Genomic DNA, 14,303 nt, shown 5'->3' on the forward strand with positions numbered 1-14,303 from the left:
ATATATCCTCGCGAAAGAATGTCAATGATAAAAACGAGGTAAAAATGAAGAAAAAGGTTAAGGTATTAAGTTTGCGGGAAAAAGACCCGTTTTTAGCCCGAGAGCAGCAGCGTTATGAATTTCCTCTGCCCAGCCGCGAATGGGTGATTGAAATTTTGGAAGCGGAAGGTGTGCCACTGAGTATCGCCGTGCTGGCGGAAAAGTTGTCTATCCGTGCGGATGAGTATGAATTTTTCGAACGCCGCCTGAAAGCCATGGCGCGCGACGGGCAGGTGTTGATTAACCGTCGCGGCGCGGTGTGCGTGGCGGAAAAGTTGGAGTTGGTGAAATGCCGTGTGGAGGCGCATAAAGACGGTTTCGGATTTGCCGTGCCGCTGGATAAGCAGCCCAAGCAGGCCGATTTTGTATTGTATGAGCGTCAGATGCGCGATTTGATGCATGGCGACATCGTTACCGTCCGTCCGGCAGGGGTGGACAGAAGGGGGCGGCGCGAAGGGCAGGTGCTGGACATTATCGAGCGCGCGCAAACCGATGTGGTCGGCCGTTTTTACATCGAGCGCGGCGTGGCGATTATGGAGCCGGAGGATAAGCGGCTGGTGCAGCCGATTTTGCTGGAACCGGATTCTGTTGCCGAATTGCAGCCGAAGTCCGGCCAGGTGGTGTCGGCGAAGATTGAAAGTTATCCGCACAATCATCAGCCTGCCGTGGCCAGATTGTCGGAGGTTTTGGGCGATTATGCCGACAGCGGGATGGAAATCGAAATTGCCGTCCGCAAACACCGGCTGCCGCACGAGTTTTCCGACGGCTGCCTTCGTGCTGCCGCCAAGATTCCGGAAAAAGTGCACCCATCGGACAGGAAGGGCAGGGAGGATTTGTGCGATTTGCCGCTGCTGACGATAGACGGCGAAACGGCACGCGATTTTGACGATGCCGTATTTGCCGAAAAAATCGGCCGCAATTACCGCCTTGTGGTGGCGATTGCCGATGTCAGCCATTATGTCCGGCCGGATGATGCGATAGATAAGGATGCCTATCAGCGCGCCACCAGCGTGTATTTCCCGCGCCGCGTGATTCCCATGCTGCCGGAGAGTTTGTCCAACGGCATTTGTTCGCTGAATCCCGATGTCGAGCGCCTGTGCATGGTTTGCGACATGACCATTACTTATGCGGGTAATGTTAAAGAATACCGTTTTTATCCCGCCGTGATGCGCTCCCATGCGCGGCTGACCTATACCCAAGTATGGCAGTGGCTGGAAGGGGGCGGCGAATATCCGCATAAGGAACAGTTGGAAACCTTGCATAAGCTGTTCCACATCCTGCAAAGCAAACGGCATAAACGCGGTGCGATGGAGTTTGAAACCGTCGAAACGCAGATGTTGTTTGACGATAAGGGCAAAATCGAACGGATAATCCCCGTGGTGCGTAACGATGCCCACAAACTGATTGAGGAATGTATGCTGGCGGCGAATGTCTGCGCGGCCAATTTCCTGCTGAAACACAAACACCACGGGTTGTTCCGCAACCATTTGGGTCCGACGCCGGAAAAATTGGCCGCCTTGCGCGAACAGCTGGCACTGTTGGGATTGAGCCTGGGTGGCGGCGACAAGCCGATGCCCAAACATTATGCTCAACTTGCGGACAAGATTGCCGACCGGCCCGACCGCGAGCTGATACAGACCATGTTGTTGCGCTCTATGCAGCAGGCCGTATACGAAGCGCGGAATGAAGGGCATTTCGGCCTGGCATACGAACATTACGCCCACTTCACCTCGCCTATCCGCCGTTATCCCGATTTGATGGTACACCGCGCGATTAAGGCGGTATTGGAGGGCGGAGCCTATGCGCCGCAGTCTTGGAACGAAGCGGGCGTTCATACTTCCGCATGCGAACGCCGTGCCGACGAGGCAAGCCGCGATGTCGAAAACTGGCTGAAAACCTACTATATGCGCGACAAAGTAGGCGAGGTGTTTGGCGGCAGAATCAGCGGCATGGCCAATTTCGGCCTCTTCGTTACTTTGGACGACATCTATATCGAAGGACTGGTGCACATCAGCGATCTGGGCGAGGATTATTTCAACTACCGCCCCGAAGTGATGCGGATAGAAGGCGAACGCAGCGGCATACGTTTTGAGATGGGCGACCGTGTGGTAGTCAAAGTGGCGCGTGCCGATTTGGATACCAGCAAAATCGATTTGACACTGATCAGCGGCGGCAGCAAAGGCCGCAAGCGCGCCGTGTCGGAACGGGCTGCCGAAAAGGAAAAACCGAAAAAGGCCTGCGGCAGGGGTAAGTCGGAACAGAGGCCGTCTGAAAAAGGAAAGGATAATGAAGGCGGGAAGAAAGCCGCACGTTCTTTACGGACGGTAAACGGAAAAATCACGTTGGTAGCGGATAAGAAAAAGCAGGCCAAGGCAGAGAAAACAAGCCGGAAGGCCAAGCCGAAAACCAAAAGTGAAAAGCGCGTGCCGAAGAAAACGCGTAAATAAGCCGTAACCGTGAAGAGGCCGTCTGAAGAATATTTTTCAGACGGCCTCTGATTGTTTCCCGACGGCAAGCGCAAAGTCGCCACGGTAGATGAAGCGTACTGCCGCTATCGGGTGGAAGGCGTGGGCAGCTAAAAACCGATGTTGGCTTTGTATCAAAGGTTCGGCCAAGTTTTGGGCGTCAAAGTACGGTAACGATACGGCAGAACCGGTTTGCCTGCATAAAACCCGCAACGGGAGGGTATGACCGGCGGATAGGCCGTCTGAAACTAGCCGTCATCGTTCTCCGATGAAGCTGTCGGTTTAAACTGGCTGCGGAAAAAGAAAAAATCGTTTGGCCGGATAATCTCCACCGCATGCCCGTAAGACAGTTGGTTCAGCCGGCTATAGGCATTTTTGAAGCACTTCCGTTCGAATTCGTGTAAATCCGCAATGGCCTCCTTATATTGCCCGGCAGGCATGGAAGAGGCATGTTTCAAAGCTTCGATAAGGTGTCGGTAAAGCGGGTTGGCCTCCAATTCTTCCTGATAAAAGTCTTTGAAGGCGGTATAGGCGGCAGCATGGGTTTGATATGACATAGTGGTCAATACGCAGTACAAGATATGTTATTAGCTTACGTTAAATCGATACGGATTGCCATGGTTTTTCAGACGGCATCCAATGTTTTTTTTGCCGCCTCCACGCCCCAATAAACGGCCTCTTCAAATACCGAATAACCGCTCAAATCGCTGTGGGCAAACAGCAGCGGTGAGTTGTGCCGCCGCAGTTGCAAAAGTTGCGGGCGGTTCAGGTAGCCGGGGTGGGGGATGCTCATGCCGTGGCCGCGCACGGTGAGGTCGATTTGTTCGACATGCCCGAAAAAGCGGTTGCCGTACGCCTGCAATAAATCGTGTGCGGCATACGGCAGCAGTTCTTCAGACGGCGCGTGCAGCAGCATCCGGCGCGATTCGCCTGCCTTTCTGCCGCCGAAAGCGGTGTAGGAGGTGAAAACGGCACGTTCGGGCTTGGCGGTGCGGATGAATTGGTTTGCAGCGGAGACGTAGCCCAGGTGCGGGCTGCCGTACACGACGTTGTCCCAGGCGGTTTCGCTGCGGCCGATTTCGGCGGGGAAACGGTTTATGACGAAATTGCCGACCAGCCAAGGCGCGTAGTCGGGCGTGTGCAGGCCGTAATATTCGGGGCGGGAAGTGATGCGGGCCGCCACCATCAGCGGCATGGCGCAAATGACGCGGTTGGCGAGGACGGATACGGTTTCGCCGCTGACATTGTGCCTCAGCCAAACGTTTACGCCGTTTGGAAGCTCTTCGATTTTGACTGCGGAAACGTCGCAGGAAGCGGGCGGGTCGAAACGCCATTGCGGCTGTTCGGGCAGGCGGGGCAGGGTTTGCAGGCCGCTGCGGCGGCGCAGGGCTTCGGAGAGGTGAGCCAGCCCTTCCGGCCAAGTGAGCACGGTGTCGGCATGGTCGCCGCGCGCGCAGAAGTAGTGCAGCCCCGCAAAGGCGGATACTTCGGCGATGCCTGCGCCGTAGTCGTCGCGGCAGCAGTAGTCGAGATACCAGAGCAGTTCGGCGGAGCGGTAGTTTTGATGTTGCAGCCATTGGGCGAAAGTCAATGTGTCGAGCTGCCGCCATTCTTCGTCTTGCGAGGAGAGGTCTATCGGGATGGCGAAGATTTTGCGCCCGTCGCGGCCGTAGGCGGTTTTCAGACGGCCTGTGAGGGCGAAGAAGCGTTTGCCGTCGGCATCCTGCGGGGCGAGATGGTCGCGCCAGCCGCCTTGGTACAGCAGCCTTTCCTGCGGAGCGTAAACCAAATCGGTTTCGTTGAAGCGGCCGCCTGCCATGATGCCCAAATCGTGCAGCATTTCGCGGACGTAAACGCTTTCTTCCGAAGGCAGGGCGAGATAGTGCGCGCCGGACGGGGCGGCGAGGTTTTGGCGGCGGTAGGCGGCGTTGTTGCCGTTGCGTTCGAAGCCTTCGGCCAGCAGGATGTCGCGCCGACCGTGTTTGGCCAGATACCACAGCGCGCTCAAACCGGCTGCGCCGCCGCCCAGAATCAGGATGTCGCAGCGGTGTTCGGATTTTGCCTGCGGCGGCAGGGCATTGTCGCGCAGGGCATGGCCGAGCGGCAGGCCGACGCGGTTTACATGGATGGGCGGCAGGGCATTGAGGCCGCGCCACAGTTGCCATGAGGCGGCGGACGCGGCGGCAAGTGCGGCGGAGCTGTAGAGGAATTGGCGGCGGGTCAGCGGCATGGCGGATGGGGTATCGGAACGGGTAAAAAAACTGCCCCGGCAGGGCAGTTTTCAGCGGTATCGGCGAGGGCTTAGAACCACTCTTTTTTACCGATGACGTAAGTTTGCTCAAACTCTTCGGGCGTGCATTTCAGATATTTGACGATGTCGATGATGCAGAAGATGAAGGTAACGAGCGGGCCGACGAAGATGAACGAACCCAAAATGGTAATCAGCAGGTAAATCACACCGACCTTGTTTACGCCCAGGTAAAATTTATGAACACCTAAGCCACCCAAGAAAAAGGCCAAAACAGCGGCAATAATGCGTTTGTCGCTGGTTGCGGGGGTCGGAGCAGGTTGTTGCGGGGTATTCTCAGACATTTTTTCTCTCCAAAAGGTTTATATGAAAACAGGGTGCCGTATTATAACAAAATACGTCATGTATTTCACAAGAATTATCATTCAAGGCAGTTCGGAGGCCGTCTGAAAGCATGGGTTCGGGCAAAAGGCGGGTTTTCAGACGGCCTGATGCATTTTGAGGCATCAATTCCCTTATAATCGCGCTTTTTTGCCCGTTTCCGCCATGTCCGACCTCTTCGCCTTCACCGCCTTATCCGTTTCCGAACTCAACCGCCTGGCCAAAAACCTGTTGGAAGACAACCTGGCCGGGCTGTGGATTGCGGGCGAGGTTTCCAACCTGACCCGCGCCGCCAGCGGGCATTATTATTTTTCGTTGAAAGACAGCCACGCCCAAGTGCGCTGCGCGATGTTTAAAGGCACGGCGCAACGGTTTCCCGCCTTGAAGGAGGGCGACCATGTCGAAGTGTGCGGCCGCATCGGCATCTATGAGGCGCGGGGCGAATTTCAGATTACGGTATCCGAAGTGCGGCTGAAGGGTTTGGGGCGGCTTTACGAGGCATACGAAAGGCTGAAGGCCGTATTGCAGGCCGAGGGGCTGTTTGCCGCCGAACGCAAACGTCCGCTGCCCGAACGGCCCGAACGCATCGGCGTGGTAACCAGTTTGGCCGCCGCCGCGTTGCGCGACGTGGTTTCCACCCTGAAGCGGCGCGCACCCGAAATACCCGTCATCGTGTATCCCGCCGCCGTGCAGGGGGCGGACAGCGCGGCACAGATTGCCCGTGCGGTTCAGACGGCCTCCGAACGGGCGGAGTGCGACGTGCTGATTGTGTGCCGCGGCGGGGGCAGCATCGAAGACTTATGGTCGTTCAACGAAGAGTCGGTTGCGCGCGCAATAGCCGCCTGCCGCATTCCCGTCGTCAGCGGCGTGGGGCACGAAACCGATTTCACGCTGGCCGATTTCGCGGCCGACGTGCGCGCGCCGACACCCACAGGTGCGGCGGAACTCGTCAGTCCGAACCGTGCCGAATCGCTGCAATCCCTGCGGCAGGCGGAAGGCCGTCTTAAAGAAGCCTTGCGGCAGCGTTATTACGATGCCAGCCAAAAGATAGACTGGCTGTCGCGGCAAATCCGCCATCCGCACCAAAAGCTCGACGCGCAGCGCGTGCAGGCCGAAATGCTGTCGCGGCAGTTGCGCCACGCGCTGCAAACCGTCTGCCGCTTCCAAAGGCAGAATGTGGCGCGGCAAAGCCAGCTTCTGCGGCATTTGCGTCCGGACACGCGGCAGGCGGATGCACGGTTGGCGCAGTTGCAGGCGGATTTGGCGCGCGGCAGGCGGCGGATAATGGCCGATAAGGCCCAACTGCTGGAAAAACAGACCGGCCTATTGCAGGCCGTGTCGCCGCAGCATATTTTGGCGCGCGGTTTTTCGGTGGTGAAAAACAGCCGCGGGCAAGTGATACGCGATGCCGCCCTGTTGAAGCAGGGGCAAAAGCTGCACATCACCTTTTTTGAAGGCGAGGCCGACGTTCGGGTGACGGGCGAACAGGCGCAGCCGGATTTGTTTGATTTTTCATGAATGATGCCGAACGGCAGGTGAGGCCGTCTGAAAAAAGGGTTGCCCGTGGAGGCAAACGGTTTTCAGACGGCCTCAAAATGTGAAAAAGCCTGCATCTCGTGCAGGCTTTCTTTTATTTCAAACCAAGCGGGGGTGTCGGTCAATCGACACGGCTGAAAATCAGCGTGGCATTGGTGCCGCCGAAGCCGAAGCTGTTGGACATCACCGCGTTGAGTTTCATCTCGTTGTTTTCGCGCAGAATCGGCAGGCCTTCTGCTTGTTCGTCCAAGTTTTGGATGTTCGCGCTGGCACAGGCAAAATCGTTCTGCATCATCAGAATCGAGTAAATCGCTTCGTTCGAACCTGCCGCGCCGAGGGCGTGGCCGGAAAGCGATTTGGTGGAGCTGATAAACGGGATTTCCTGTCCGGAGAACACTTCGCGGATGGCACCCAGTTCTTTGGTGTCGCCGACCGGCGTGGAAGTGCCGTGGGCGTTGATGTAATCGACTTTGCCGCCGTGCTGCGCCAGTGCCATCTGCATACAGCGCACCGCGCCTTCGCCGGAAGGCTGCACCATGTCGTAACCGTCGGAAGTCGCGCCGTAGCCGGTCAGTTCGCACAGGATGTTCGCGCCGCGCGCTTTGGCGTGTTCATATTCTTCCATCACCAAGATGCTGCCGCCGCCGGAAATCACGAAGCCGTCGCGGTCGGCATCGTAGGCGCGGCTGGCCTGGTCGGGCGTGTCGTTGTATTTGCTCGATAACGCACCCATCGCGTCGAACAGGGAACTCATCTGCCAAGATACTTCTTCGCCGCCGCCGGCAAACACGATGTCTTGTTTGCCAAGCTGAATCAGCTCGGCGGCGTGGCCGATGCAGTGGGCGGAAGTGGAGCAGGCGGAGCTGATGGAGTAGTTTACGCCTTTGATTTTAAAAGGGGTGGCCAAGCAGGCGGCCACGGTGGAGGCCATGGTTTTGGTTACGCCGTAAGGGCCGATGCGCTTCACGCCGCTGGCACGCAGGGTGTCGGCGGCTTCCACTTGCGAGGCGGAAGACGCGCCGCCGCTGCCGGTTACGATGCCGGTGCGGATGTTGGAAATCTGCTCCTCGGTCAGCCCGGCGTTGGCGATGGCTTCTTTCATGGCGATGTAGGCATAGGCCGCCGCGTCGCCCATAAAGCGCAGGATTTTGCGGTCGATGTGTTCTTTGGTGTCGATTTTGATGTTGCCTGCCACGTTTGAACGCAGCCCCATTTCGCGGTAGCTTTCGTCAAAGGAAATGCCGGATTTCAGATTTTTCAGCGATTCGAGCACTTCGCGGTAGTTGTTGCCCAGGCTGGATACGATGCCGATACCGGTTACGACTACTCGTTTCATAGTGGATACTCCTTAATGGCGGCCGTCTGAACGCTTTTTTCAGACGGCCTTTTGCCGTTGCAAATGGTTAGAAGTCGTCGGTAGATGTGAACAGGCCGACGCGCAGGCCGTTGCCTTCATATATTTTGCGACCGTCCACGCTCATTTCGGCGTCGGCGATGCCCAGCACCAGTTTGCTGTTCATCACGCGTTTGATGTGGATGTGGTAGGTGATTTTTTTGTGCTTCGGCAATACTTGGCCGCTGAATTTCACTTCGGCGCAGCCCAGTGCGCGGCCGCGTCCCGGCGCGCCCGTCCAGCCCAGATAGAAGCCCACTAATTGCCACATGGCGTCCAAGCCCAGGCAGCCGGGCATGACGGGGTCGCCCTCGAAATGGCAGCCGAAGAACCACAAGTCGGGGTTGATGTCCAATTCGGCGACGATTTCGCCTTTGCCGTATTTGCCGCCGGTGCCGTTGATGTCGAGGATGCGGTCTATCATCAGCATGTTGGGCATCGGCAGTTGGGCATTGCCCGCGCCGAAAAGTTCGCCGCGCCCGCAGGCTAAGAGTTCTTCTTTGGTGTAGCTGTTTTGCTGAACGAATGGGGTGGTCATGGTTGTCCTTTGATAAATCCTGATATGATCAGTTGGGGTTGAGTTTAGAGACTAAACTCTAAAAAACGGGTGCATTCTATTTCAGTCGGCAGAATCCCGCAATGCCAAGAGGGCGGCCAGCAATATTTTGCGGGGCGGGTTGGGATATGCATTTAAGCAAGTTTTTGTTTTATTGAAGTTAAGTTAAAGGAAAGGCCGTCTGAAAAGTTTCAGACGGCCTTTTTATCTTCGGGCGGCATGGAGGCCGTCTGAAAATTATTTGAAGAAGTCGCCGATGCCGCCGGGCAGGCCTTGGGTGAATTTGCCCATGGTGGACGAGGTGAGGTCTTCGGCGGCTTCGTGGGCGGCGTTTACCGCAGCCAATACCAAATCTTCCAGCATTTCTTTGTCTTCGGCCGCTTCTGCAATCAGGTCGGGGCTGATGCTGATGCTTTTGACTTCGTGGTTGCAGGTCATGACGACTTTGACCAGGCCGTTGCCCGCTTCGCCGTTTACTTCGGTAACGGCCAGCTCGGCTTGGGCTTTTTTCATATTTTCCTGCATTTTTTGGGCTTGCTGCATGAGGCCGCCCAGTCCTGCTTTTCCAAACATGGTTTTATGCTCCTGTGTGTTGAGGGTTAAAGATAAAGGGGTGTCCGCTGCGGGTGGGCGGCGGACGGGAAATCAGTTTTCGAGGTTCTCCGCCAGTTGCAGGCTTTCCGCTTCCCAGCCCGCCGCTTCGAGTCCGGCCATCAGGCGGCGGCAGGCGGGGTCGTTTTCCAGCCGGCCGCGTGCTTCCTCGCGGCCTTCGTGTTGCAGGCGGACGCGGCGCATGGCTGGGGTTTCCCAGCCCGCACCGTCCTGCCAGGCTTGGGTTTGGATGCTCAGGCCGGGGCGGTTGTAGGCATCGGCCAGCGTTTGGCTGATTTTGTCGAAATATTCTTTGGTGGTGGTGGTCTGGCTGTTGCCGTTGAGGGCGAACAGGATGCGGTTGGCGGCGGTGTCGTCTTCCGTCCAGGCCATGTGGTCGGCCAGCATTTGCGCGGCCCCCAGCCGTTTGCCGAGGCGTTTGATGACGGCATGCCAGTTGGCGGCGTTCAGCTCGGGCAGGGGGGCGAAGTCGTCCGCATTTTCGCCCTCGTCTTCGCCTTCTTCATGTCCGGTTTCTCCTGTTTCCATGCCTTCGTCCTGCGGCAGGGGCGGTAGGGTGTCGTCGCCGTAGTAAGCGTATTCGTCGGCGGGCGGGATGTCGTCGAAGGGCGTGCTTTCTTCCAACTGCCAGGCTACGGGACTGGCGGGCAGGGTGTGTTCGGACGGCCTGTCGTCTTCTGACGGGTGGAGGCCGTCTGAAAGTCGGGTTTGCGGTGTGTTTGCGGAGGGTTCCTGCCACGGCGGGGTGTTGTCGTTGCTTGTAGCGGCTGCCGTTTGTTCAGACGTTTGTTCAGACGGCCTGTCGTCTTCCGACGGGTGGAGGCCGTCTGAAAGGCGGGTTTGCGGTGCGTTTGCGGCGGGTTCCTGCCATGGCGGGGTGTTGTCGTTGCTTGTAGCGGCTGCCGTTTGTTCAGACGTTTGTTCAGACGGCCTGTCGTCTTCCGACGGGTGGAGGCCGTCTGAGAGGCGGGTTTGCGGTGCGTTTGCGGCGGGTTCCTGCCATGGCGGGGTGTCGTCGTCGCTTGTGGCGGTTGTTGCCGTTTGGTCAGGTGTTTTTTCAGACGGCCTGTCGTCTTTTGACGGGTGGAGGCCGTCTGAAAGACGGGTTTGCGGTGCGCTTGCGGCGGACTCTTGGCACGGGGGGGTATCGTCGTCGCTTGTGGCGGCTGCCGTTTGGACGGGTGCTGTGTCGGTGGAGGCCGTCTGAAAGGCGGGCAGGTTTTCAGACGGCGTTTGCTTTGCAGGGGCTGCGGACGGGGTGTGCAGCCCGCTGCCGTCGATTTGCGCGCCGGTGTGCTGCGGCGGGGCGGCCAAGGGGGCGAAGGCCAGCATGCGCAGGAGGGTCATGACGAAGCCTGCGTATTCGTCGGGGGCGAGGCCGAGGTCTTGTTTGCCGTGGATGGCGCATTGGTAGTAGAGCTGGATTTGTTCGCCGCCCAGTTGTGCCGCCAGGTGTTTGAGGGTGGGATATTCGGGGTCGTCGGCGGGTACGGCGGCGGGTACGGTTTGCAGCAGGGCGATGCGTTGCAGCAGGAGGGCGAGTTCGCTCAGGGCGTTGTCGAAGCCGACGGCGCGTTCGGCCAATTCGCGCGCTTGGTTCATCAGGGCCGCGCCGTTTTGGCCGGCGATGCTTTGCAGCAGTTCGTAGAGGTAGCGTTTGTCCACCGCGCCTATCATTTGGCGCACGTCTTGTTCGGCCACTTTGCCCGATCCCATGGCGATGGCTTGGTCGAGCAGGCTGAGTGCGTCGCGCATGGAGCCTGCGGCGGCACGGCCGAGCAGGGCGAGGGCGGGGGTTTCGTAGGGAATTTGTTCGCTGTCGAGGACGTGTGCGAGGTGGTCGGCCACTTGTTGGGCGGTCATGTTGCGCAGGACGAATTGCAGGCAGCGGCTGAGTACGGTAACGGGGACTTTGTGCAGGTCGGTGGTGGCGAGGATGAATTTGACGTGCTCGGGCGGCTCTTCCAGGGTTTTGAGCATGGCGTTGAACGCGCTTTTGGAGAGCATGTGTACTTCGTCGATGATGTAGACTTTGTATTTGCCGGCGGTCGGGGCGTATTGGGCGTTTTCGAGTACTTCGCGGATGTTGTCGATGCCGGTGTTGGAGGCGGCGTCGATTTCGAGCAGGTCGACGAAGCGGCCGGTGTCGATGTCGCGGCAGGATTGGCATTGGCCGCAGGGTTCGCCTTCTTTGGGGTGTTCGCAGTTGAGGCTTTTGGCAAGGATGCGGGCGATGGTGGTTTTGCCCACGCCGCGCGTGCCGGTGAGCAGGTAGGCGTGGTGCAGGCGGCCTTTTTCCAGGGCGTTGCGCAGGGCTTTGACGACGTGTTCCTGTCCGACGAGGTCGGCGAAGGTTTTCGGCCGCCATTTGCGGGCGAGTACTTGGTATGCCATAAAAAATCTCCGAGGCCGTCTGAAAAGGCATTCCGTGCTTTTCAGACGGCCTCTCCGGTATGGATGGGGCGGCGGGGCGGTTTAGCCGACGCGGTAAAATGCCAGGCTGCCCATGAGGTTGGGCAGGGTTTCGATTCGTTTGCCTGCGGTCATGACGGCGCGTTCGAGGACGCGGATGTTGTTTTTCGCGCACAGTGCGTCAAAGTCGTGCAGGGTGCACCAGTGGATGTTGGGGGTGTTGTACCACTGGTAGGGCATGCGTTCGCTGACGGGCATGTGGCCGCCCAGTGCGATTTGCAGGCGGTTGCGCCAGTAGCCGAAGTTGGGGAAGGAGACGACGGCTTGTTTGGCGACGCGGGTCAGGTCGCGCAGGATGTTTTCGGTGTTCTGCATCGCCTGTATGGTTTGGCTCAAGATGATGATGTCGAAGCTGTCGTCGTCGAAATCCTGCAGGCCTTGTTCCAAGTCGGCCTGTATGACGTTGATGCCGGCGGCGATGGAAGCCAGCACGCCTTCGGTGTCGATTTCCACGCCGTAGCCGGTGCATTGTTTTTCCCGAACCAGTGCGGACAGCAGTTCGCCGCGGCCGCAGCCGAGGTCGAGCACGCGGCTGCCCGCCGGTATCCAGTCGTAAATCAGCCGTAAGTCGTCGCGCAGTTCGTTCATGCCTGCAACTCCTTGTAAACGTTGTCCATATATGCGGCCACGGCGGCGATATAGGGGCGGTCGGTCATCAGGAAGGCATCGTGGCCGTGGTTGGATTCGACTTCGATGTATTGTACGTCGCGCCCGGCTTTGACGAGGTGTTTGACCAGTGCGCGCGAGCGTGCGGGGGCGAAACGCCAGTCGGTGGTGAAGCTGGCGACGAAGAATTTGGCCTTGGTTTGCCGCAGTGCCGCAACGAGGTCGTTGCCGAAGGCAGCGGCGGGGCTGAAGTAGTCCAGCACTTTGGTCATCCGCAGGTAGGTGTTGGCATCGAAGCGTTCGGCAAATTTGTCGCCCTGATAGCGCAGGTAGGATTCGATTTCGAACTCCACGCCGTAGCCGTAGCGTATGCCGTCGTGCAGGCTGCGGCCGAATTTCCTGCCCAGGCCTTCTTCAGCTAGGTAGGTGATGTGCCCCATCATGCGGGCGATGCGCAGCCCGCGGCGCGGGATGGTGTTGAAGCGGCGGTAGTGGCCTTCGTGGAAGTCGGGGTCGGTGATGATGGCTTGGCGGGCAACATCGTTGAAGGCGATGTTTTGCGCCGACAGGCGGGTGGCTGAGGCAATCACCAGCGCGTGCCGCACGCGGTCGGGGTAGTCTATCGCCCATTGCAGTGCCTGCATGCCGCCCAGGCTGCCGCCGATGACGGCCGCCCATTGGCGGATGCCGAAGCGGTCGGCCAGCAGGGCTTGGCTGTTGATCCAGTCTTTTACGGTAACGACGGGGAAGTCCGCGCCGTATTCCTGTCCGTTTTCGGGGTTGGTGCTCAACGGGCCGGTGCTGCCGGAACAGCCGCCCAGGTTGTTGAGCCCGATAACGAAGAAACGGTTGGTGTCCACGGGTTTGCCGGGGCCGACCATGCTGTCCCACCAGCCGGGGTATTTGTCGTCGGGGTGGTGGCGGCCGGCAACGTGGTGGTCGCCGGAGAGGGCGTGGCAGACCAATACGGCGTTGGATTTATCGGCGTTGAGTGTGCCGTAGGTTTCCACCATCAAATCGAAGCGCGGCAGGGTTTGGCCGTTTTGCAGGACAAGCGGCTGTTCGAACGGAATTTTTTCGGGCGTTACCAGCCCTATGCTGTCGGCGGCGGTCATAACGTGTGCGCGGGAGAGGGAAAAGGCCGTATTATAACGGCTTTTGTTTTTGCATGGCTGTTTCAGACGGCCTTTCTTGCCGGATGCATGTTTCTTTTTTATTGAAGTTCTTTTTGTTTGCCGCCCTGGCCGCTTTGGCGGTTGTGCGGCTGCTGCCGGACGGTTACCGGCAGGCGGTGCACAGGGCGGCGAAAACCGTAGCCTGGGTTTGCGTTTCGGTGTCGCTGCTGTTGGCGGCGTTGCGCTATTGGTTGGCCGTCTGAAAACATTCGGGCAGCCGCCGTCGGAATGAACGGCGGGCTGCCCGGATGTTTTCGCAATCTTTTCAGACGGCCTTTCGGTTTATTTCACCCGTTTGGCGCGGCGGAAAAATTCGTCGGGCGCGGTGGTGCTGCGCAGGGCGTTGTTTTTGTCGAGCAGGATGAAGGATTCCACGCCGTCGCTGCAACTGAGTGCCACGTCGATGCGCAGGTATTTTTTATTGGGGCGGATGGTTTTCAGCACCGCGTTCATTTCGCTGCCGTATGCTTTATTGCCTGAGTCTTCGATGTCAATGCTTTCGCGGATGTTTTTGGCCAGTTCTTTGCCGCTTATCCAAGAGCTTTCATGCACATAACCTTTGCTTTTTTTGCTGCATTCGGCGGATACATGGGCAAATTCTTTAAAGCCGTTTTTGTTGATGACGAAGTTTCCGCCGTCCGCATCGTGCCAGGTGCCGAAGCTTTGCGGATGCGGATTGACGTCGGCGGCTTGCGCGGTGGCAACGGCCAGGCTTAACAGCAGGGGGATGGTTTTCAAAAATTTCATGATATTACTTTCTTTCGGTTGAGGTGGAAGGGTAAAACGGGCCGCGTTTTCATACGGCCTGTTGCTGTCGGTG

General features: G+C 58.3%; 13 protein-coding genes. 3 read left to right on the forward strand and 10 right to left on the reverse strand.

Annotation, left to right across the window (positions count from 1 at the left end; translation table 11 throughout):
• Positions 1-44: 44 nt before the first annotated feature.
• The gene (rnr, locus tag ACTHSL_RS00480) at positions 45-2,486 is read left to right on the forward strand and encodes a ribonuclease R (RefSeq protein WP_440379928.1); all 2,442 of its coding nucleotides are present in this window, start codon (positions 45-47) and stop codon (positions 2,484-2,486) included.
• Between the two features lie 266 nt (positions 2,487-2,752).
• Here the strand turns inward: rnr and ACTHSL_RS00485 are convergent, their stop codons facing one another.
• The 3 genes from ACTHSL_RS00485 to ACTHSL_RS00495 all read right to left on the reverse strand — a co-directional run bounded on the left by ACTHSL_RS00485 (position 2,753) and on the right by ACTHSL_RS00495 (position 5,096).
• On the reverse strand, positions 2,753-3,061 hold the full coding sequence (locus ACTHSL_RS00485; RefSeq protein WP_074897187.1) for a hypothetical protein: 309 nt from the start codon (positions 3,059-3,061) through the stop codon (positions 2,753-2,755).
• 68 nt (positions 3,062-3,129) lie between these two features.
• Entirely contained in the window at positions 3,130-4,734 is a 1,605-nt protein-coding gene (locus tag ACTHSL_RS00490) for an NAD(P)-binding protein (protein ID WP_440379929.1), read from the reverse strand.
• Between the two features lie 71 nt (positions 4,735-4,805).
• Positions 4,806-5,096: a TM2 domain-containing protein gene (locus ACTHSL_RS00495; RefSeq protein ID WP_440379930.1), complete on the reverse strand. Its 291-nt coding sequence runs from the start codon at positions 5,094-5,096 to the stop codon at positions 4,806-4,808.
• A gap of 202 nt (positions 5,097-5,298) precedes the next feature.
• On the opposite strand from ACTHSL_RS00495, the gene xseA reads away from it, so the two are divergent.
• The gene (xseA, locus tag ACTHSL_RS00500; RefSeq protein WP_440379931.1) at positions 5,299-6,651 is read left to right on the forward strand and encodes an exodeoxyribonuclease VII large subunit; all 1,353 of its coding nucleotides are present in this window, start codon (positions 5,299-5,301) and stop codon (positions 6,649-6,651) included.
• A 139-nt stretch (positions 6,652-6,790) separates the two neighbouring features.
• Here xseA and fabB read toward each other — a convergent pair whose 3' ends face one another.
• The 6 genes from fabB to metX all read right to left on the reverse strand — a co-directional run bounded on the left by fabB (position 6,791) and on the right by metX (position 13,423).
• The gene (gene fabB, locus ACTHSL_RS00505) at positions 6,791-8,005 is read right to left on the reverse strand and encodes a beta-ketoacyl-ACP synthase I (protein ID WP_440379932.1); all 1,215 of its coding nucleotides are present in this window, start codon (positions 8,003-8,005) and stop codon (positions 6,791-6,793) included.
• Between the two features lie 67 nt (positions 8,006-8,072).
• Positions 8,073-8,600: a 3-hydroxyacyl-[acyl-carrier-protein] dehydratase FabA gene (fabA, locus tag ACTHSL_RS00510; protein ID WP_049253351.1), complete on the reverse strand. Its 528-nt coding sequence runs from the start codon at positions 8,598-8,600 to the stop codon at positions 8,073-8,075.
• Between the two features lie 255 nt (positions 8,601-8,855).
• Positions 8,856-9,191: a YbaB/EbfC family nucleoid-associated protein gene (locus tag ACTHSL_RS00515; protein WP_003772128.1), complete on the reverse strand. Its 336-nt coding sequence runs from the start codon at positions 9,189-9,191 to the stop codon at positions 8,856-8,858.
• A gap of 72 nt (positions 9,192-9,263) precedes the next feature.
• Positions 9,264-11,624, reverse strand: coding sequence for a DNA polymerase III subunit gamma/tau (dnaX, locus tag ACTHSL_RS00520; RefSeq protein ID WP_440379933.1), 2,361 nt, complete (start codon positions 11,622-11,624; stop codon positions 9,264-9,266).
• Between the two features lie 81 nt (positions 11,625-11,705).
• The gene (gene metW / locus ACTHSL_RS00525; RefSeq protein ID WP_003772131.1) at positions 11,706-12,290 is read right to left on the reverse strand and encodes a methionine biosynthesis protein MetW; all 585 of its coding nucleotides are present in this window, start codon (positions 12,288-12,290) and stop codon (positions 11,706-11,708) included.
• A complete protein-coding gene (metX, locus tag ACTHSL_RS00530) occupies positions 12,287-13,423 on the reverse strand; it encodes a homoserine O-succinyltransferase MetX (RefSeq protein WP_440379934.1) in 1,137 nt (378 codons plus the stop codon). The genes metW and metX overlap by 4 nt, the downstream gene beginning before the upstream one ends.
• An 83-nt stretch (positions 13,424-13,506) precedes the next feature.
• Between metX and ACTHSL_RS00535 the strand changes: the two genes are divergently transcribed.
• Positions 13,507-13,686: a protein MIGRI gene (locus ACTHSL_RS00535; protein WP_440379935.1), complete on the forward strand. Its 180-nt coding sequence runs from the start codon at positions 13,507-13,509 to the stop codon at positions 13,684-13,686.
• A gap of 79 nt (positions 13,687-13,765) precedes the next feature.
• Here the strand turns inward: ACTHSL_RS00535 and ACTHSL_RS00540 are convergent, their stop codons facing one another.
• On the reverse strand, positions 13,766-14,230 hold the full coding sequence (locus tag ACTHSL_RS00540; protein WP_440379936.1) for a hypothetical protein: 465 nt from the start codon (positions 14,228-14,230) through the stop codon (positions 13,766-13,768).
• Between the last annotated feature and the right edge of the window lie 73 nt (positions 14,231-14,303).

The organism is Neisseria sp. P0008.S010 (assembly GCF_051962715.1).
GTDB classification, from domain to species: domain Bacteria; phylum Pseudomonadota; class Gammaproteobacteria; order Burkholderiales; family Neisseriaceae; genus Neisseria; species Neisseria elongata.

Coding starts and splice junctions, on each gene's coding strand:
- rnr (WP_440379928.1), top strand. CDS start 45: ATGAAGAAAAAGGTTAAGGTATTAAGTTTGCGGGAAAAAGACCCGTTT.
- ACTHSL_RS00485 (WP_074897187.1), bottom strand. CDS start 3,061: ATGTCATATCAAACCCATGCTGCCGCCTATACCGCCTTCAAAGACTTT.
- ACTHSL_RS00490 (WP_440379929.1), bottom strand. CDS start 4,734: ATGCCGCTGACCCGCCGCCAATTCCTCTACAGCTCCGCCGCACTTGCC.
- ACTHSL_RS00495 (WP_440379930.1), bottom strand. CDS start 5,096: ATGTCTGAGAATACCCCGCAACAACCTGCTCCGACCCCCGCAACCAGC.
- xseA (WP_440379931.1), top strand. CDS start 5,299: ATGTCCGACCTCTTCGCCTTCACCGCCTTATCCGTTTCCGAACTCAAC.
- fabB (WP_440379932.1), bottom strand. CDS start 8,005: ATGAAACGAGTAGTCGTAACCGGTATCGGCATCGTATCCAGCCTGGGC.
- fabA (WP_049253351.1), bottom strand. CDS start 8,600: ATGACCACCCCATTCGTTCAGCAAAACAGCTACACCAAAGAAGAACTC.
- ACTHSL_RS00515 (WP_003772128.1), bottom strand. CDS start 9,191: ATGTTTGGAAAAGCAGGACTGGGCGGCCTCATGCAGCAAGCCCAAAAA.
- dnaX (WP_440379933.1), bottom strand. CDS start 11,624: ATGGCATACCAAGTACTCGCCCGCAAATGGCGGCCGAAAACCTTCGCC.
- metW (WP_003772131.1), bottom strand. CDS start 12,290: ATGAACGAACTGCGCGACGACTTACGGCTGATTTACGACTGGATACCG.
- metX (WP_440379934.1), bottom strand. CDS start 13,423: ATGACCGCCGCCGACAGCATAGGGCTGGTAACGCCCGAAAAAATTCCG.
- ACTHSL_RS00535 (WP_440379935.1), top strand. CDS start 13,507: ATGCATGTTTCTTTTTTATTGAAGTTCTTTTTGTTTGCCGCCCTGGCC.
- ACTHSL_RS00540 (WP_440379936.1), bottom strand. CDS start 14,230: ATGAAATTTTTGAAAACCATCCCCCTGCTGTTAAGCCTGGCCGTTGCC.